This is a genomic window from Pseudoalteromonas luteoviolacea (assembly GCF_001750165.1).
Taxonomy (GTDB): domain Bacteria; phylum Pseudomonadota; class Gammaproteobacteria; order Enterobacterales; family Alteromonadaceae; genus Pseudoalteromonas; species Pseudoalteromonas luteoviolacea_G.
Window position 1 is genome coordinate 937,650 of the sequence record NZ_CP015411.1, and the last position, 17,904, is coordinate 955,553.

At 42.0% G+C, this 17,904-nt stretch carries 15 protein-coding genes; 10 read left to right on the forward strand and 5 right to left on the reverse strand.

Annotation, left to right across the window (positions count from 1 at the left end; genetic code table 11):
* Positions 1-58: 58 nt before the first annotated feature.
* From S4054249_RS03925 to S4054249_RS03940, 4 genes are all read left to right on the forward strand, one after another.
* Positions 59-613, forward strand: a complete 555-nt coding sequence (locus S4054249_RS03925) for a hypothetical protein (RefSeq protein ID WP_046356980.1) — start codon at positions 59-61, stop codon at positions 611-613.
* A gap of 308 nt (positions 614-921) precedes the next feature.
* On the forward strand, positions 922-3,354 hold the full coding sequence (locus S4054249_RS03930) for an ATP-binding protein (protein ID WP_046356979.1): 2,433 nt from the start codon (positions 922-924) through the stop codon (positions 3,352-3,354).
* Between the two features lie 183 nt (positions 3,355-3,537).
* On the forward strand, positions 3,538-4,674 hold the full coding sequence (locus S4054249_RS03935; RefSeq protein ID WP_046356978.1) for an RNA polymerase sigma factor: 1,137 nt from the start codon (positions 3,538-3,540) through the stop codon (positions 4,672-4,674).
* Positions 4,675-4,929: 255 nt separating this feature from the next.
* Complete coding sequence (locus S4054249_RS03940) at positions 4,930-5,544, forward strand: flavin reductase family protein (RefSeq protein ID WP_046356977.1); 615 nt, start codon at positions 4,930-4,932, stop codon at positions 5,542-5,544.
* A gap of 41 nt (positions 5,545-5,585) precedes the next feature.
* Here the strand turns inward: S4054249_RS03940 and S4054249_RS03945 are convergent, their stop codons facing one another.
* The gene (locus S4054249_RS03945) at positions 5,586-8,087 is read right to left on the reverse strand and encodes a S8 family serine peptidase (protein ID WP_046356976.1); all 2,502 of its coding nucleotides are present in this window, start codon (positions 8,085-8,087) and stop codon (positions 5,586-5,588) included.
* Positions 8,088-8,806: 719 nt separating this feature from the next.
* On the opposite strand from S4054249_RS03945, the gene S4054249_RS03950 reads away from it, so the two are divergent.
* Genes S4054249_RS03950 through S4054249_RS03965 form a run of 4 tightly spaced genes read left to right on the forward strand, consistent with a single transcriptional unit; the run spans position 8,807 to position 12,012 of the window.
* Complete coding sequence (locus S4054249_RS03950) at positions 8,807-10,339, forward strand: curlin (protein ID WP_046356975.1); 1,533 nt, start codon at positions 8,807-8,809, stop codon at positions 10,337-10,339.
* 28 nt (positions 10,340-10,367) lie between these two features.
* A complete protein-coding gene (locus tag S4054249_RS03955; protein ID WP_259695859.1) occupies positions 10,368-10,766 on the forward strand; it encodes a curli production assembly/transport protein CsgE in 399 nt (132 codons plus the stop codon).
* Entirely contained in the window at positions 10,760-11,182 is a 423-nt protein-coding gene (locus tag S4054249_RS03960; RefSeq protein ID WP_046356974.1) for a curli assembly protein CsgF, read from the forward strand. Before S4054249_RS03955 ends, S4054249_RS03960 begins: the two co-directional genes overlap by 7 nt.
* A complete protein-coding gene (locus S4054249_RS03965; protein ID WP_046356973.1) occupies positions 11,182-12,012 on the forward strand; it encodes a CsgG/HfaB family protein in 831 nt (276 codons plus the stop codon). The genes S4054249_RS03960 and S4054249_RS03965 overlap by 1 nt, the downstream gene beginning before the upstream one ends.
* Here the strand turns inward: S4054249_RS03965 and S4054249_RS03970 are convergent.
* From S4054249_RS03970 to yegQ, 4 genes are all read right to left on the reverse strand, one after another.
* Positions 11,978-12,694, reverse strand: coding sequence for a response regulator transcription factor (locus S4054249_RS03970; RefSeq protein ID WP_046356972.1), 717 nt, complete (start codon positions 12,692-12,694; stop codon positions 11,978-11,980). The two genes, S4054249_RS03965 and S4054249_RS03970, sit on opposite strands and share 35 nt — an antisense overlap.
* Positions 12,695-12,920: 226 nt before the next feature.
* Positions 12,921-14,072: a M23 family metallopeptidase gene (locus tag S4054249_RS03975; protein WP_046356971.1), complete on the reverse strand. Its 1,152-nt coding sequence runs from the start codon at positions 14,070-14,072 to the stop codon at positions 12,921-12,923.
* A gap of 204 nt (positions 14,073-14,276) precedes the next feature.
* Positions 14,277-14,534 (reverse strand): YfhL family 4Fe-4S dicluster ferredoxin, encoded by a 258-nt coding sequence (locus S4054249_RS25815; RefSeq protein WP_046356970.1) that lies wholly within the window; start codon positions 14,532-14,534, stop codon positions 14,277-14,279.
* Between the two features lie 2 nt (positions 14,535-14,536).
* Entirely contained in the window at positions 14,537-15,895 is a 1,359-nt protein-coding gene (gene yegQ / locus S4054249_RS03980; RefSeq protein ID WP_046356969.1) for a tRNA 5-hydroxyuridine modification protein YegQ, read from the reverse strand.
* A gap of 216 nt (positions 15,896-16,111) precedes the next feature.
* On the opposite strand from yegQ, the gene ndk reads away from it, so the two are divergent.
* Complete coding sequence (ndk, locus tag S4054249_RS03985) at positions 16,112-16,543, forward strand: nucleoside-diphosphate kinase (protein ID WP_023399882.1); 432 nt, start codon at positions 16,112-16,114, stop codon at positions 16,541-16,543.
* A 190-nt stretch (positions 16,544-16,733) separates the two neighbouring features.
* A complete protein-coding gene (locus S4054249_RS03990) occupies positions 16,734-17,864 on the forward strand; it encodes a bifunctional tRNA (adenosine(37)-C2)-methyltransferase TrmG/ribosomal RNA large subunit methyltransferase RlmN (protein ID WP_046356968.1) in 1,131 nt (376 codons plus the stop codon).
* Positions 17,865-17,904 lie beyond the last annotated feature (40 nt).

The following is a 17,904-nucleotide window of genomic DNA, read 5'->3' on the forward strand; positions in this document are numbered from 1 at the left end:
CCTGTAAAAAAATACTGTCTGAATTATCATCAGCGCGTTTATTCATAAGGAGAGCATAATGCGCGCCATTTCTTTTTTCAGTGGTTTATTACTCGTGGGGTGCAGTAGTGTGCAAACGCCCCCTTCGTTCGATGCAAAAAACTGGCGTTATGCCACTGATCCACATGGCAGTCAGGTTATTTTGACGGAACCACTTGTACAAGAAAACCGTGTCAAAATAGGGTTTGATCGTGTCCCCAGAGTCGATAAACAAAATAACTCTTGGGTAGAATTGATTTATGATATTCCCCAAGGCAACTTAAATGGTTTGTCGCGCATTGAAGTGACCTACCAAAGTGATAACCCCCTGGTGATCAAGTTGTCGCAAAAAGAATACGGCGGTGCCGGAGATAAGAGTTATGCTCATTATCAAGTCATTTTACCGCAAGCAATGCAGCCACTGACGAGAGAGGTTACTTTGTCTGATTTCACTAGACCCGATTGGACGCCTCATTGGTCTAAGGACAAAGGGATCATTAATGCCTCGGTATCTGCATTGTACTTTGTGCCTGATTTGACAGATCGTGCTGGCGGTAGCGCGACAATGACCATTCATCAGCTGACATTGAAATAAAGCGATAAAATATAAAAATTGTTTTGTATTGTTGCCATTAAATGACGCCATGGCCTAGAAAAGCTAGATATGGCGTTTACTCTTCTAAGTTTTTGTTCTCTCAATATTGTCTGCCATTAACTAGGTCTGCTGTGGCGCTCTTAAACATGGCTTTTTCATCAGGCATGCCCCTTTCGACATTACATGATTAATTTGAAAATTTAGTATTTTTGTCAATGATTATATAAATGCATAAGTGGTTGATAGGTTATGAGTCGTTGCCAGCTGAATGGGGTCGCTATGTTTGACACTCGGATGACTGAGTCCTTATGCGCGTAAAGTATCGCACTACTCCTTGGTTTGTTCCTGCCATTTCTGCAGTATTGGTATTAGCTATCTTGCTTTACTTTAGTATGTTAGAGCAGTCTAAATTGATAGACAATGCGCTTTTTGAAATAAAAGAGCAGCGTGCATGGCAAACAGAAGTAATTGCAGAGCAAATTGAACAAAGGCTGCAATATGCGTCAAACTCATCTGAGAGATTAGGCAAAGCGCTGCAAGCTCGCCTTAAGCAAGGTGACTCCAATACTAAGGCACAATTATCTGCACTGATTCAACCTCACCCTGATGGTTCACTGCGAACACGACCAAGTGGCTTTGATGGGCAGCATCAAGCGGGTATTTATCTCCCCCCCGGTACAGCGCTTTCAACACTCCATTCAGAACAGCTTTTAACGGCCAAGCAAACGGTGGAAACATTTGGTCAAGGGGCTCTGTCAAATCAGTTTTCAGATACCTGGTTTATGGGCCCATCGGGCGGCATAGTTATCTATTGGCCTGAAGAACCTAACTTTGTATTTAAAGCCCCTGATGGGTTTAGTTATAAAGGGACTCCTTGGTTGGTGCCAGACGTGGCACCAGGTACTTATTGGACGCCCTTAATCGAAGATCCTATCTCTGGGTTATTAATGCTCTCGGCGGTAACACCTGTGTATCTTAATGGTAAATGGCAAGGAAATGTTGGTCATGACATTACATTGCAAAGCCTATTGGATAACGCGAAGTTGTTAAAAGGAGATCCTCAGAGTGCGTTTATTTTGCTGAATGAGCAAAGTGACATTGTTGCCTCTGATATGGCAAATTTACTGAATGCTGATACGCAAATGAACTTTCAGATTTTAGAGCATGGCATTTGGTATGAAGCGTACCAAAAACTTTGGTCGCATGATGAATCGTATTTTGCTTATCAGTCACGGCTCTTTACCATCTCTGTAATTAAATCTCAAGGTTGGGTTTTAATGACGTCAATGCCATTGCAACCGGCTATACAAAAAATTGAACAAGCGTTTACTGCACTGCAAACTATGGCATTTATTAGCATTGCTGCTGAAGTGATTATTTTAACTTTATTGTTTGCCTATTTTCATCGCAAAAATAAAGCCTATGTTAAGCACCTCAAAGACATCTCACATACTTTAGCGCAGGAAAAGTTGCGTTATGAAACCTTAGTCGATCGAATTCCGTCAATAGTATACCGTTGTAAGAATGATAAATATTGGACCATGATGTATTTAAATGGCGCCATTGGCTCGGCGACAGGGTATCAGGCAGATGATTTTATTCAAAATAAAGCCTTGGCATTTGCGGACATCATTTATCCAGATGATCAAGGTATGGTGTGGCAGGTTATTCAAGATGAGCTTGAGTCAACGGGGCGTTTTAAAGTGATTTATCGAATCATCCATCGTGTTGATGGGATCCGTTGGATGATTGAGCGTGGTGGCTACAGTGAAGACAAAGAGAGTATTGAAGGTGTGATCACCGATATTACGGAATTAAAGGAAACTGAGCAGAAATTACAAATATCCAATATGACGCTCGATGAAAAGGTTGCTCTAAAAACCAAAGAGTTGCAGGTGGCCAATCAAGCGCTCACAGATAAAACAGACAAGTTACAAAACTCATTGCAGGTATTGCAGCAAACACAGAATGAACTGGTAGAGGCAGAAAAAATGGCTTCAATGACCAGTATGGTTGTAGGTATGGCGCATGAGATTAATACGCCGCTTGGCAATATTGCTACAGCAGAATCTGTGATCTGCTCAAAGTTAGAAAGTTTGCAGAAAATGATACAAAATGGGCAACTCAAAAAGTCTGAGCTGATAAATACACTGGGTGTGATTGAGCAAAGTTTACACTCAAACCATACGAGTTTGGAAAAATTACTTGGATTGAGCGAAAAATTTCAGAGTTTAGGTTATCGACATGAGTTTGATACTGAGCGTACTGCGTTTTCATTAGCTGAACTATGTCGTCAAATTATTGAGAAATATACTCGGCAATTTGCATTAAACAAGATTGAATACAGCTTGAATGTTGATCCTGCAATTACTTTATATGGTCCAGCTGAAGCCATGGATGAAGTGTTAAGTAAGTTGATAGATAACTCAATCAAATATGGTTTTGCTTCATCTTGTGGGGGCTGTATAGAGATATCAGCTCAGCTTAAAGCAAATGAAGAACAGCTTGTGCAGCTGAATTATAGTGACAATGGGTGTGGTATTGAGTCTGCTATGGCCAGCCATATTTTTATACCGTTTGCAGCTCAGGCGCTCGGAGCAGGCAGTAGTGGACTTGGCTTATCTCGAGTGTATAACATCATCAAAAATGAGTTTGCTGGCAAAATTGAATTGAAAACACAGCAAAAGCAGGGAACGAGCTTCGTGATCCTGTGTCCAGCTAAGCCATCATCTCTGCTGTGAGTTGGTCTTAAAGTCTTACCTTATTCAACGAACTACTAAATATTTAAAAATAATATGCCGTCTGCTGTCACAGATTTCTTGCTCAACGTGACTGTGTTTATAACGACACGTGAGAAGGAAAAGATATGATAAAGTCGATGGTATGTTTAGCGGTTTTACCGTTAAAGGGAAGGAGAAAAAGCGATGGATATTGAAAGTCAACTTATTCAATTGGTTGAGAGTGCAAAAGCGGGTGATAAAAAAGCATTTTCTGCTTTGGTTACGCGGCTATCTGGCGTGGTGAGTAGTATTGCATTGGCAATCACTAAAGATGTGGCGCACAGTGAAGATGTCAGTCAAAAGGTGTTTATTAAGGCATGGCACAAGCTGGGAGAGTTAAAGAGTAACGCCAGCATTTTACCTTGGATAAGACAGTTAACACGTTACACCGCCATCAACCACCTTCGTGATCAAGGGGCTGTATCACATAAACAGGTGAGTTCTGCGCAGGCTGATCTAGTGCTACAACAAATAGTTGATGGGGCAAATGAGTTAGATGATATGCTGATTAAGAAGCAGCAATCAGCGCTGCTGTACCATTTCTTAGAGAAGTTACCTGATGAGAGTAAAGAGGCTGTGTTACTTTATTATCGAGAAGGCCAGAGTACAGCGCATGTGAGTACCTTATTGGGGATAAGTGAAAGCGCGCTGAGAAAGCGTTTAGAGCGCGTTCGTACCCAGCTTAAAAGTCAAATGATGGCGAACTATGGCAAGCTAATTTTAGCGACAGCGCCAGTTGGGCTGTCATCATTGGTTTTATCCATTACTGTGACCTCCACACCAGTGGCAGCGGCGACGTTCAGTGCTGCGACACAATCTCAAGCATCATGGCTATGGAAGCTTGTGAGTATTCTCGGTGGGGCCGCGGCTGGTGGAATGATGGCACTACTTGCCAATGATATAGGAGCAAAGAGAGCACTTAAATACTTTGATGACCCAGACGAGATTGCAAGGCTACATCGTGCCCGAAGGGTAACCAATGCATGGATCATTGTCAGTGCTCTGCTGATGGTGCTGGCTTATCAATTTAGTGCAGGTTGGCTATTTCCTACCTTGAGCTATTTATTTTTATTGATTGGCGTGACTCGGTTTACTGTGACCATGGCTGCAGCAAATAAGCTGCGGATCATGAAGCAGGCACAAGATGATGATATTGCGTATAAACAACTCTCAAAGCAAAATAAATTTGGGATGTTAGGTTGGGGCTTTGGCGTCATTGGAGGCACTGCGGGATTACTTTGGGGGTTTGAATTGAGTGGTCGCTTTGCGCAGTGGATATGATGTCGTAATTTAGCTAATTGGCATACAGGTATTAAAAGCCGTATTTTTGATAAAACGGCTTTTGACTTTTTTGACTCACTTAATATTGGTTTTACATTTATTTTAGTTATGGGAGTTGAGTTATTTAAAGGCGTTTTGGGCAGGCAGGGCACAATAGATGTTCACGATTAAGTTTATACTTTTCCATGAGCGCCATTTATTTTCATGTACAATTCGTATTCACTCACATCTGCTATTTAATTTAAGGCGATAATAATGATTTTAGATTTTAAGGAATTATCTCCAAATCATGTTTACCATACATTGACTCAAACTGTCGTGCCTAGACCAATCGCTTGGGTATTATCAAAAACAGCAAAGGGCACACTTAATTTGGCGCCTTTCTCTTATTTTACTGCGATTAGTTCAGACCCAGCCATACTTATGTATGCAGTTGGTCAAAAGCCTACTGGTGAATATAAAGACTCCGTCATTAATGTTGAGGCGACAGAGGAGTTAGTGATCCATATTGCGGACAGCACTCTAGCGCATGAAGTAACGCAATCAGCGGCTTCACTACCCAATGATGAGTCTGAACTTGACCTACTTGATTTATCTTTAGTTGAATTTCCAGGGTCGTCATTACCAAGGTTAGAAAAAGCCAAAGTTGCATTCGCTTGTAAGCTGCATAAGGTGGTAGAAATGGGTGAGCTGCCAATGAAGTTAGTCTTTGTAGAAGTAAAGCACGCTTATATTGACGATAATATTGTACAGCTTGATGATAAAGGTCGCAGTAAAATGGATGCATTAAAACTTGACCCATTAGCGCGGTTAGGCGGTGCTGAGTTTGCAAGTCTAGGTGAGGTGTTTAAATCTGCACGGCCAAAATAACCGTGCAGCAGATGGGGCGCTAGGAGGCCCCTATTTTTGGGTTATTGAAAGTTAACGGTAACTTCAGGAGAACATATATCACCTGCTTGGCATAACTTATAGGTATAACTGGTTGCAGCTGCATTACGTGAGTAATCACGGAACTTACCAGTGTTATTCACCGTTTTGATTATTTCCCCATCACGATAAATAGAGACTTGATCTGCGTTTGAACCACTCCAACGCAATTCAACACGAATTGACCCTAATCGTGTTTTATTTGCTCTGACGACTTCAAGTTGTGGGCTATCTGAGCTAACAGACACTGTTTGAGTGATACTATGCGTGTGGCCCTTACTGTCAGTAACAGTTAATGTAACATCGTAATCACCAGATGCTGCAAAAGTATGTAAAGGGTTTAGCTGGTCGCTTGTGTTGCCGTCACCAAAATCCCAAGCTGCACTCACAATATCATCATTCACATCTGTACTGGTATTTGTGAATGTGACATCTAGTCCGTCACGTGAGAAATTGAAACCAGCGACAGGGGGTTGATCTGATACTTCACCTACACCAGTTAAAGTCACTGACCAGTTATTTAACGTACCTGTATCAACCGCTGCATTATCTACGACTTTTAAAGTCCACTCACCCGTCGCTACCTCACCATTGAAGGCGTCAGAGGCGAAATTACCGACGATATCATCTGTACCACCACCGCTGCGATTGTGCAGTGTTGCAACGGTACCACTTGGTGATGTAAGTGTAACTAATAGGTCACCAATATAGGAGTGGTTGATATTCAATGCGGTGCTTGAACCGAAGATAGTGATGGGATCGACAATATTGATTTTCGATATCGCTCCTTCTGCTGCATTGTCAGGGATATCAACACTCGTTGTATTCTCATAGGTAAAGTCGCGCAGACCTTGCGGAAGTACTGAAAGCGCTACCTGTTTCTGTTGGCTAAGCTGACCTGATGTGGCGTTTACTGTGAAGTTATAAGCGCCCCATTGTGTTTCTGCAGTGGTTGGCACGCTCAGTATTGCAGTCTCACCCGGTGTAACCGTTGTTTTTGAGAGTGTTACGCCATTTAAATCGCCTGCTGCCGTCAAGGCAATCTCACCTTGCCAGTTTGCAATAGAGCTGAATGTTAACTCGTAGTTTGCAGTATCACCAGCTGTGATTTCTTGTGCAACGGGTGAAGCAATGACTCTAAAACCAGGCTCTGGATCTGCGTCAATAAGCGCTTGATGTACGTCTAGACGTTTACCAGATACTGTTTTACCTTCTAAGTCAGCAATAGGCTTACCTGATTGCATTAATAGGTTTTTAAGTTCAAGTGTCGTTAGACTAGGGTTAACTGCTAACGCTAAAGCTGCGGCACCAGCGACATGAGGTGTGGCCATGGATGTACCAGAATACGAAGAGTATCCGCCACCAGGTACAGTCGATAGTATATCACTACCTGGTGCACCTAAATCCACAGACTGAAGGCCCCATTGCGAGAATGAAGACATATTATCTGTGTGAGTTGTCGAAGCAACCGCAAGAATGCTGTCATGGTCATAGCTTGACGGGTAGCCAGGTGATACGTCATTGTCTCTAGCACTGTTACCAGCTGCTGCGACAAATAAGATACCAGCTTGTTCACTGGCGGTGATTGAGTCATATAATGCTTGGCTAAAGCCGCCGCCGCCCCAGCTGTTATTTAAGATACTGACATTGTGGCCTGAATTCTTTAAACCGACCATGTAATCAATACATTTGATTGCATCAGATGTTGAACCACTGCCTGAAGAGTTCAAGAATTTACAACCGACAATAGAGACTTCGTGGTTAACACCGACAACCCCTGTTGTATTGTTGCCTGTTGCGCCAATCGTCCCCGATACGTGTGTACCGTGACCTTGGTCATCCATTGGGTCGCCGCTGTCAGTAATGGCATTGATACCATACACGTCATCGACATACCCGTTACCATCATTATCGACCCCATCGCCTGCGATTTCGCCAGGGTTTATCCACATATTTGCGCTTAGGTCTTGGTGTGTATAGTCAACACCAGTATCAATAACCCCGACAATTACATCACGAGAACCGACACTAATATCCCATGCTTCAGGCGCATTGATGTCTGCATCGTTTGTACCACCAGTTTGTCCGGTATTGTTTAGGCCCCATAGCTGATCAAACAGGCTGTCATCTGGAATTGCCAGAGCTTGGACCATATAGTTTGGCTCTACATAAGCAACTGCGGGATGGTCTTCAAGTAACTTAATGGCTTCTTTTGGCGATACTGCACTGAGATCAAATTTAGCTAAGCGGCCTTTTAAAATATGATTGTAATTGTCATCTTTTTCGTCAGCATTATTGTCTGAGATACGTGCTTTTACCAGTTGGCGAGCTTGTGCTCGCATGGCTACGCTAGCATTGTCTTTGAACACAACCAGTACACTGTTATCAACAGTTTTTGTTGTAGATTGAATTTGTACTGCCGCATGAGAAGTAAAAGCGAGCAAAGGCGTGAGCGCCAGAGTTAAAGCTGTAAGTTTAGTTTTCATCATTCTTCCAATATTAGTTGTTCTAAGTCTTTAGAAGTTGTGCATATACGCACGACTGCTAATTTATTAGAGCTTCTATTTTAGAACTGATGACGGCATCGTTTTGGCAACGGTTATCAACTTAGTATAGAGAGAGACCCGACATCAAATTGAAATTAGTTCACAGCATGAATTTCATATTATTTTGTGACCTTTTGATGTGTTTAACCGGTTTCCCTCATGCTTTTTTTGTATTGTTTCAAGAGGGGGAATCAATTTATATGCGATTTTATTACTCATACTTTTTTTGTATACGATAGAGATTAAATATGATTTACCGAGCAGCTGATTGATAAGGTGATGATAAATATGAATTTAATTATTCAATAAAATTTCTCATTTATCTTCATTAAATTGCAAATTAGAGTGAATACGTGACTCACTTCAAAGTCTACCGAGTGTAGTAAAAGTAATTACTGAAGTAGATCAAAAAGTGACTAAACAATAATTAAAGAACTTCTAAATAAGAACAGGACGCATCATGATTTATTCTCAATTTGTGTTGTTTGAGGAATAAATAAACTTGGTTTTTATGTACCTTTTTTCTTGTGTGTTCTTTATTTAAATTTGAGTTTATCTGTCTTGGCAACGATGGGTTTACTCAGTGTTAATTTGAATAAAGCTGCAGCTATATAGGTACTAATTTAAAATTAAAATGCTTAAACACTAAGGAGAAAAGTGTGAAGTTTTCTAAATCAATCATTAGCTGTGCGCTTGCTTTGGCTTTCACTCAATCAGTTGCTGCTCAAAACATTGAGCAGACCAATAAAGTTCAATCTACTTCTAACTTAAGTCAGATAGAAAGAGGTTTGACGACGGGGAACTCATTAACCGTTACTCAGAATTCATCTGTAGGTGGTAATACACTAACAAGCTTTCAAGAAGGTACAAGTAACCAAGCTGATGTTACAACGACAGGCAGCTTTAATGAAACAACCACAAACCAAACTGGTACGAGCCACGCAATCGTAGTTACCACAACAGGGGATAGCAATATTCAAAGCTATGCGCAAGAAGGCGACTCTCATGGTGCAGAGACCGTAATTACGGGTAATAGTAACCAAGTTGCTATTGCTCAGAGCGGTGAAGGTTACTTTGGCATCAATAACGAAGTCGAAAACGTTATCAATGGTGATGAGAATGATGTGCGAGTTTCTCAAAGCACAGGTGGTCACTGGTTTTACAATAAAAATATGCAGGGTAACCAAAACACGGTTACAGGTACACAGTCGGGTCAGTGGCATGAAGTACACCTAAACGATGTTAATGGTGATCAGAATGCATTCTCGGTAGATCAAAACGGTATCTATAGCACGGTTACGCTGGAAACGGTTGCTGGCAATGATAACGACATCGAAGTATCTCAAATTGGCGATGAGCATCGAGTTGAGATTTCACAGCTCGCAGGGGATGACAATGATATCGACCTGGAGATGAGTGAAGGTAGTGAAAGTGCTATCAGAATTGCAGGCATCATAGGGAGTGATAACGATCTCCGAGTTGATCAAGAAGGCAGCAGAATCGAGTTTGAAAGTGGTATTTTTCAGGGTAGTGATAATGATGTGACTGTGACTCAAAAGGGTGATGATTCATCAGTTGCTGTTGACATTCAAGGTGATAACAACGCTGTAACAGTTGCACAGCAAGCGGTTAATCAAGACTCTGGCTTAAACTCGGTTTATGTTGGTTTAGCGGGCGACAATAATGAAGTCACAGCAATGCAACTTGGTGAAGAAAACAATGCGCATGTTGCACTTTTTAATAGTGATGATAACGATGTAGATTTGGTTCAAAATGGTTTTCAAAATGAATTCTTACTACAAACTTCTGAGCCAGATCCAAGTATAGAGTCAAACAATAATGACATTTCAGTTGTGCAAAATGATATGGGTAATAGCGCCGCTGTCACAATGGGATATGTCGTTGCAAGTTCTGATAATCAAATTGATATCGCACAAGCTGGTGAGTTAAACGTCATCGATTTATTGCTTGAAGGCAGCAATAATTCAATCGATTTAGCTCAAGATGGTAGCAATAACTTTGTGGCAGGTATTGAGTCTGGTGGCTTTGTCGTCGCGGGCAATGACAACGTGGTCTCTATTAGCCAGACTGGTAATGGCAACTTAGTTGAGGGTGGTGTTTCTGGCAACGCTCAAACCTTGCATATTACACAGATTGGTGACAACAACGTTGCGACGATTACGCAGCAATAACAGGAGGGGGCTTAGCCCCCTTATTACGATGAAGTATATATTTTGCTTGATGATATTGCTGGTTTTACATAGCCACGCTGTTGCAAAAACGCCCTCTGATCATGGCGAAGTTGAATTAGGTGGTCTTGTTATGGACCAAAGTATCAGCCGCTTTGGATACCAGTTTTACTATGACTTTTCGCAGCTTTGGCGTGAAGTACCGAATACTTCAGGTGTAAATATCACAATTAAAGAAACTGTATTACCCCGAGCAGGCACGAGACTAGATGTGCGTATGAATCGCCGTTTAGTTTATAGCACTGCAATGGGGCGTCGAGGAGGTCCAATGGATGAGCGAGTTGAGGCGGCATTATTTGCAGTAATGGATGCGATGGCCAGTGACCGTTATCAGCAACGATCTCCAGATTTAGCTGAAAGTGGATGGTAGTAATGAAAACAATAATATTAGCCTATTTATCTTTTTTCATGTTGAGTGCATCTGCAACTGAAATTGTATATAAGCCCATCAACCCCTCATTTGGTGGTAACCCATTAAACGCCAGTATGCTGCTTAATAAAGCCAATGCACAAAATAAACATAGGGCGCCAATCATTGAAAAATCTTATGGGGAGCGGTTTCAAGAGTCATTAGAGCGCACCTACCTCAATCGGATGGTGAGAGAAATATCTGATATGGCATTTGGCGATGATGTAGAAGACAGCATTTTTAATGAAGATTCAACTTTTACCAGTGGTGACTATGAAATTCAGGTGATCACCAGTACACCAGACTCCATCACAGTACAGATCAAGCATATTGATAATGGAGATACTACCATCATTGAAGTACCGAGGTTTGGTTAATGTTTAAAGTAGTCGTATTATGGTTGTTAGTATTATTAGGCGGATGTAGTCGTATTGGTGCTGTACTGCCACCAGAGCAAAGCTTGCCTGAGCCACTTGAGCAAAGCCATGAATTTTCATCTCTAAAAGCGCTTCCTGAACCAATTGGCAAGATCCCAGTTGCGGTATATTCATTTCGAGATCAAACTGGTCAATATAAGCCGAAAGATAATGTCAGCTCTTTTTCGACAGCAGTCACGCAGGGAGCAAATTCTATATTAATCCAAGCTTTGCATGAGACTGATTGGTTTATCCCCGTCGAACGAGAGGGATTACAAAATTTATTAACAGAGCGCAAGATTACCCGAGCTGCAATGAGCGATGAACAAAAGAAATCGTCGAAGTTACCCCCTTTGACCATGGCAAAAATCATTTTCGAAGGTGGGATCATCAGTTATGACTCTAATGTTAAAACTGGGGGTCTTGGCATGGAGTATTTTGGCATTGGCGCGTCAGAATTATATAGAGAAGATGTGATTTCTATTTATATGCGTGCGGTCGATGTTCGAACAGGGCAAGTACTGCTGTCTGTGGCAACTACCAAAACGGTCCTTTCCATGGAAATGAGAGCCGGTTTTTTCCGTTATGTGAGTTACAAGCGCCTTGCTGAAGCAGAAGCAGGTTTTAGTGAAAACGAACCAATGCATATTTGTGTTACACAGGCGATTGAAAAAGCACTCACGATGTTAGTTACACAAGGTATAGAGAAAGGCGTGTGGGCAGCTAAAGAGCAAGTAGCAGCCCAGCAAGTTAACCTTAATGACGGTGCAGCGATACAGGCACGGAGTTGAGTGGAATATGCTTTTGTGCCCAATTAGCCAACTCAATACGATTTCTTGAGTTGGTTTTTTTGAAAGCGCTGTAAATATGAGTTTTAACTGTGTGGCTGCTGATATTTAAAGAGTCAGCAATATCGTCATTTTTTGCACCACTGGCAAGGAGTTTAATGACAGACTTTTCTCTCGCTGTGAGCAATGCAAGTTCAGTATCCTGAACATCCAGAGGCTGAGGGCGTGATATGTTGGGCAATTGTTGGATCAATTCATCAAATGCTTGTGATATTGAAGTACGGCAAAACCATAACTCGCCGTTGAGTACGCGTTGGATCCCTTTAAAAATATTTTCAGCAGAAGTGTTTTGATATATAACGCCTTTTATTCGGGCCAAAAGTGCGGTTTGTTCATTGACTAAGTTGGGTTGCGCATTAAATAGTAATACGTTTTGTTGAGCTGCTAATGCACTGACCTCTGCACTAAGTAAATCTTTGCATTCGCGATGACTTATATCGACTAAATATAGATTGAATTGATCACGCGCTGTGATGTCAGGCAAGCGTGTATCTATTTTAATTTGGCTGCAGGTTGCCTCGAGAATTTTTACAAATCTCACAAATTCAATGTCTTGTGTGTCGGTTTGATTGTGAGTTAAAACAAATAGACTAACTTCCTTGTTGCTAGCTTGAATCGCTTTCATATTATGCGACGACCTCTTATTGTTCCCATTACCTTAAATATACATATTTTTCACAATAAGTTTAGCTTTAATTTTCAATTTATTTTAATAGTATCATTGGTTAGTTATAAAGTATTATTCAATTATGATGGGGCAGGGCAATAAACTCGGCACTGCTATTTGGACTAAAAGTATCACAAGGCCGCATATATTTGCGGCCCAAAAAAAGCTTAATCGGTGTATGAGTTTAATGGTATAGCCTTGACCAAGCACACGTTCTGTAACCGTTTTTCTCAAAATAGAAACGGTAGCAGTTATCGTCATAATTTGAATTACCTACGTCAATCCTGTAGCCACTAATATAGGCGTTATGTAATGAAACAAACCTACCGTTATACAAAAGTGAAAAGTGTACATGTGGTCCACTAGATTGACCGCCTTGGCAAAGCGCCATGTTTCGGTTGTTGGCATAGCGTCCAAGCCAAGCACCTGCTGAGACATAATCACCCGAGCTGTATTGTAAATTATCCATGTGGTAGTACTGAGTTGCGTATCCACTAGGGTGCGTTACGCGGATGTTACAAGCGGAATAGCGGGTGACTCTGCCTTCATGAGAAGCTTGCACCCAAGGGGTATTGGAGCCCCATCCACCAGAACCATTGTTAAAATCTAACGATGAGTAAGGATAACCAGAGCCTGTATTTGAGTGTGCCCCGCCACTAGTCCAAGAATAGCCAGAAGGCCATGGCAAGTTCATTGAAAAGTTATTGTTAGGTACATTGTTGGTAGATGTGAAGTGTGTTTTTTTGGGTGAGAATAAATTTCTTGAAACTAATAATTTATATTTAGATGCAAAGGATGCCAGTGCTTGTGGACTGCCTAACAAGCTCGAAAGTGCGACCGTAGCTGCGTTACTCTTGACTGTATTGTGATGAGCTGCATGTTCCTCAAAGGCATAGAAACGCTGGTTCAGTTGCAATGCCACATCTTTGAGTTGTTGTGAAAACCCCGTTTTTTCAGACCAATTATTGAATGGCTTCAAAAAAGACTTTTGATTTGGTGCACTGATGAGCTGACTTGCATGCTCCATGAGGGCGAGCAGTAGCTTGGGGTTGATGCTGGTGTATCCAGCCCAGTGTAACAGTGCTTCTTGGTACTCAATTAGATGCGGCGCTTCGCTGTAAAGAAAAGCGCTCCAGTCTTCATTTACTAATTCATTGGTAAAAATAAATTGTGTTTCATCTACTTGAATAAGTGGGTTGATGGCCAGTTGTTCTAATGTTTGCTGGTTAAAGTTGAAGGGCGTGATATCAAGATGCTGTCCCTCTGAATGTGCTGATATTGAGGTGAATAAGAGTGCAGGGAGCACTGCGGCCATTTTATTAATAGGTGATTTCATGTTGTATCCTCTTGATTGTTTTTTGTACTGCTTTTATGTATATATCGAGAAGTAATAAAATTGTAAAATAAGAGCTTAAGCACTAAATGAGGGCGTTTGTATAATAAAAAGTACAAATTGAGAGGATAATTAAGGATGTCGCAATAATGGCTTGGCGCAGTGGGCAAACACCATCTGGAATAATGGTGTTTGCCAACAAAAAGATTACTGATCTAATTGACCGGTTAGGCGAAGATACTTGTCCGCTAGGGTATCTAGGCTTTCCAAGTGGTTGGGGTCTGGCTTAATGCAATCTATGGGGCAAACGCTGACACACGTTGGCTGGTCGTAATGCCCGACGCATTCTGTACATTTATCGGGGTCTATTTCATAGACTTTACTGCCCATGTAAATTGCTTGGTTTGGACATTCAGGGTCGCACATATCACAGTTGATGCATTTGCTGGTAATGAGCAGCGCCATATTTATGCCTTTTTAAATGGGTTGCGCGTGTCTTCGTCGGTGCCCAAATTACGCATTAAAATAGCATGGTCTAAGTTGATGTCTTCTGGCAACGGAATTTGCACTATATGTCCAGAGCCTTTGGCATCTATGATGGTTTCACCTTTTTTGTTTTCCATATGCTCTAGGTTAAAGGCAATATTCCCTTGTGGCGTCATGAGCTCTAAGCTGTGGCCAGTACAGAATTTGTTTTTCACATCAATGTCGACCAAGCCATTATTATTTCGGCCTAAGATTTCGCCGACAAATTGCTGCTTGTCAGAAATCGAGTGACCATATTCATAGTTTTGATAATCTTGATGCGCGTGACGTTTTAAGAAACCTTCGGTATAACCGCGATGAGCAAGGTTTTCTAACGTGCGCATGAGGCTCGGGTCAAAAGGTTTACCTGCAACGGCATCATCAATGGCTTTGCGGTATACTTGAGCAGTTCGTGCAACGTAATAGAATGACTTTGTTCTGCCTTCAATTTTTAAACTGTGCACGCCCATTTGGGTGAGTTGCTCAACATATTGTACAGCACGTAGATCTTTTGAATTCATAATGTAAGTGCCGTGCTCATCTTCAAATGCAGGCATATACTCACCTGGGCGGCCTTGCTCTTCTAACATGAATACCTGATCAGTGGGCTGACCTTCGCCAAGCGTTGGGATCACTGCGTTTGGATCTACTTTATGGACGACATCACCTAATTCAGTTTCTTGCCCTGGTTTGGCATCGTATCCCCAGCGGCACGCATTGGTGCAAGTTCCTTGGTTTGGATCGCGTTTATTAATATAACCTGATAGTAAGCAGCGGCCAGAATACGCCATACACAGAGCGCCATGGACAAAGACCTCTAACTCTGTTTGTGGGCACAATGAGCGTATTTCTGCGATTTCTTCGAGCGAAAGCTCTCGAGATAAAATGACGCGCTCAATCCCTTGATTTGCCCAAAACTGCACAGAGGCATAATTTACAGCATTGGCTTGCACTGAGAGGTGAATGGGCATATCAGGCCATTTTTCACGTACGAGCATAATTAGACCAGGATCTGACATGATCAACGCATCTGGTTTCATTGCGATAACGGGCTCAATATCCCTTAAATAGGTTTTTACCTTGCTATTGTGCGGCGCAATATTCGACACCACATAGAGCTTTTTGTTTTGCTGGTGGGCTTCATTTATGCCGATCTCAAGGTTCGCTAAATCAAATTCATTGTTGCGCACACGCAAACTGTATCTTGGCTGTCCGGCATATACCGCATCTGCGCCATACGCAAAAGCGTAACGCATATTCTTTAAACTGCCTGCGGGTGAAAGTAGCTCTGGTACAAACATGTCTAGACCTCATACATTGAACTGGTTACAAGCCAGCTGCTGGGGAAATTAAAAAGCGGCGCAGTATAAGGGAGATTGGTATAGGAGATTTTGACGTAGATCAGGTTTAATTCAGAGCAATACACAGTGTATTTTAACAAGGGTGTGGGCTTTTACGTCTAAAGCGCGTATAATTCGCGCCCGTAAATATCAACAATTATTATTGGAGCTAAAAAGATGGCTTTAGAGCGTACTTTTTCAATCGTTAAGCCTGATGCGGTAGCTAAAAACCACATCGGTGCAATCTATAACCGTTTCGAGTCTGCTGGTCTTAAGATCGTTGCTTCTAAAATGGTTCACCTTTCTCAAGAGAAAGCTGAAGGTTTCTACGCAGAGCACAAAGAGCGTCCTTTCTTCGGTGCACTAGTTGAGTTCATGACATCTGGCCCAGTAATGGTTCAGGTTCTTGAAGGTGAAGACGCAGTTCGCAAGAACCGTGAAATCATGGGTGCTACTAACCCTGCAGAAGCACTAGCTGGTACTTTACGCGCTGACTACGCTGACAGCATCGACGAGAACGCGGTACACGGTTCAGACGCGACTGAATCAGCTGCTCGCGAAATCGCTTACTTCTTCAGCGACGAAGAAATCTGCCCTCGTACTCGTTAATTTCGAGTTGAGCAGATGAAAAAGGGCTCTAGGGCCCTTTTTTAATCTCTTTAATACGTATTGATCGTTTTGAAAAGCAATTGGGGTGTTTTTGAAAGCGATTACATCATTGCGATGTTTGATTGATTTTTGTACAATTGCGCGCTTTTATTTATGTTGTTCAATCCGTCACCTGAACTGAGGTTGTTTCATGGCCACGACTGAGAAAAAAATTAACCTATTAGATTTAAACCGCGAGGGGATGCGCGAGTTATTTGCTTCATTTGGCGAAAAGCCATTCCGCGCCGATCAGGTGATGAAGTGGATATACCATTTTGGTATCGATAACTTTGATGATATGAGCAATATCAATAAAAAGTTAAGAGCAAAACTGCAAAGCCAGTGCGAAATTAAAGCGCCTGAAATTTCAGTAAAGCAGGTTGCAAGTGATGGCACGATTAAATATGCAATGATTCTTGAGGGGGGTCAGGAAGTAGAGACTGTATGGATCCCTGAAAAAGACCGTGCTACATTGTGTGTTTCTTCACAGGTTGGCTGTGCACTAGAGTGTACTTTCTGTTCGACTGCTCAACAAGGTTTCAACCGTAACTTGAAAGTGTCTGAAATCATTGGTCAGGTGTGGCGTGTTGCGACCGACATTGGCCTTCATGATGGCGACAGCACCAAGCGACCCATTACCAATGTTGTCATGATGGGCATGGGTGAGCCCTTGCTAAACATCAATAACGTTGTACCTGCGATGGAATTGATGATGGATGACTGGGCGTTTGGCTTGTCTAAGCGTCGAGTCACGTTGAGTACATCAGGGGTGGTACCTGCATTAGATATATTAAAAGAGAAAATTGACGTTGCTTTGGCGATTTCTCTTCATGCGCCTAATAACCCTCTTCGTGATGAACTGGTGCCAATCAATAAGAAGTACCCAATTGAAGAGTTTCTAGCAGCATGTCGTCGCTATATTGATGGCTCAAAGGCAAACAAAGATGTCACCATTGAGTACGTGATGTTGCAAGGGGTGAACGACAGCACAGATCATGCACATGAGTTGGTGCAAGTGTTAAAGGGCACACCGTCGAAAATTAATTTGATCCCATTCAACCCGTTCCCTGGTAATGAGTACGGTCGTTCGAGCAATAGCCGAATCGATCGCTTTTCTAAAGTGCTACAAGCTGCGGGCCTAACTTGTATTGTTCGACGCACACGTGGTGATGATATTGACGCTGCTTGTGGTCAATTAGTAGGTGATGTCGTTGACAGAACCAAACGTGTTGTGAGAAAGCAGCAAAACCAAGACAATGCAATAACAGTAAAAGTAGGCTAAAAAATAGATGAAACACAGTGGCTTTGAGGTAATATAGAGT

Excerpts from the sequence above, each read along its gene's own strand:
- S4054249_RS03925 (WP_046356980.1), top strand. The coding sequence starts at position 59 with ATGCGCGCCATTTCTTTTTTCAGTGGTTTATTACTCGTGGGGTGCAGT.
- S4054249_RS03930 (WP_046356979.1), top strand. The coding sequence starts at position 922 with ATGCGCGTAAAGTATCGCACTACTCCTTGGTTTGTTCCTGCCATTTCT.
- S4054249_RS03935 (WP_046356978.1), top strand. The coding sequence starts at position 3,538 with ATGGATATTGAAAGTCAACTTATTCAATTGGTTGAGAGTGCAAAAGCG.
- S4054249_RS03940 (WP_046356977.1), top strand. The coding sequence starts at position 4,930 with ATGATTTTAGATTTTAAGGAATTATCTCCAAATCATGTTTACCATACA.
- S4054249_RS03945 (WP_046356976.1), bottom strand. The coding sequence starts at position 8,087 with ATGAAAACTAAACTTACAGCTTTAACTCTGGCGCTCACGCCTTTGCTC.
- S4054249_RS03955 (WP_259695859.1), top strand. The coding sequence starts at position 10,368 with ATGAAGTATATATTTTGCTTGATGATATTGCTGGTTTTACATAGCCAC.
- S4054249_RS03960 (WP_046356974.1), top strand. The coding sequence starts at position 10,760 with ATGGTAGTAATGAAAACAATAATATTAGCCTATTTATCTTTTTTCATG.
- S4054249_RS03965 (WP_046356973.1), top strand. The coding sequence starts at position 11,182 with ATGTTTAAAGTAGTCGTATTATGGTTGTTAGTATTATTAGGCGGATGT.
- S4054249_RS03970 (WP_046356972.1), bottom strand. The coding sequence starts at position 12,694 with ATGAAAGCGATTCAAGCTAGCAACAAGGAAGTTAGTCTATTTGTTTTA.
- S4054249_RS03975 (WP_046356971.1), bottom strand. The coding sequence starts at position 14,072 with ATGAAATCACCTATTAATAAAATGGCCGCAGTGCTCCCTGCACTCTTA.
- S4054249_RS25815 (WP_046356970.1), bottom strand. The coding sequence starts at position 14,534 with ATGGCGCTGCTCATTACCAGCAAATGCATCAACTGTGATATGTGCGAC.
- yegQ (WP_046356969.1), bottom strand. The coding sequence starts at position 15,895 with ATGTTTGTACCAGAGCTACTTTCACCCGCAGGCAGTTTAAAGAATATG.
- ndk (WP_023399882.1), top strand. The coding sequence starts at position 16,112 with ATGGCTTTAGAGCGTACTTTTTCAATCGTTAAGCCTGATGCGGTAGCT.
- S4054249_RS03990 (WP_046356968.1), top strand. The coding sequence starts at position 16,734 with ATGGCCACGACTGAGAAAAAAATTAACCTATTAGATTTAAACCGCGAG.